The 838-nt window shown below is 67.5% G+C and carries 1 pseudogene; it reads right to left on the bottom strand.

From position 1 onward, the window contains the following. A pseudogene (locus AQY21_RS02030) lies at window positions 1-838 on the bottom strand (pyruvate carboxylase); the annotation flags it as partial.

Raw genomic sequence — 838 nt, 5'->3', positions numbered from 1 at the left:
CCTCGACGCCCGGGTCCTCGACCTGCGCCCGGGTCAGGCCCTGCGCCACCATCATCAGCGCCATGTCGCCCACCACCTTGGAACTGGGCGTGACCTTGACGATGTCGCCGAACATCCGGTTCACTTCGGCATAGGCCTGGGCGACCTCGTGCCAGCGGTCCTCGAGACCAAGGCTGCGCGCCTGGGCCTTGAGATTGGTGAACTGGCCGCCGGGCATCTCGTGCAGCCAGACCTCGGAGGCCGGGGCCTGCAGGCCGCTCTCGAAGGCGGCATAGTGCTCGCGCACCGCCTCCCAGTAGTTCGAGATCCGGCGGATCGCCTCGATATCCAGGCCGGTGTCGCGATCCGTATGCCGCAGCGCCTCGACCACCGAGCCCAGGCAGGGCTGCGAGGTATTGCCGGAAAAGGCGTCCATGGCGCAGTCCACCGCATCCACCCCGGCCTCGGCCGCGGCCAGGATCGAGGCGCCGGCAATGCCGCCGGTGTCATGGGTGTGGAAATGCACCGGCAGGCCGATCTCCTCCTTCAGCGCCCGCACGAGGACCCCGGCCGAGGCGGGCTTCAGCAGGCCGGCCATGTCCTTCAGCCCCAGCACATGCGCGCCGGCATCGCGCAACTCGCGTGCCATCCTGAGGTAATATTGCAGGTCGTATTTCGCGCGCGCGGGATCCAGCAGGTCGCCGGTATAGCAGATCGTGCCCTCGCAGATCTTGCCGCTCTCGATCACCGCATCCATGGCGACGCGCATGTTCTCGACCCAGTTCAGGCTGTCGAAGACCCGGAACACGTCCACCCCGGTCTTCGCCGCCTGGCGGACGAATTCCTGCACCACGTTGTC

This window comes from Paracoccus sp. MKU1, assembly GCF_001447385.1.
Classification (GTDB): Bacteria; Pseudomonadota; Alphaproteobacteria; order Rhodobacterales; family Rhodobacteraceae; genus Paracoccus.
Note: the sequence above shows the minus strand (reverse complement) of the source record. Positions and strands in the feature narration are given on the sequence as shown.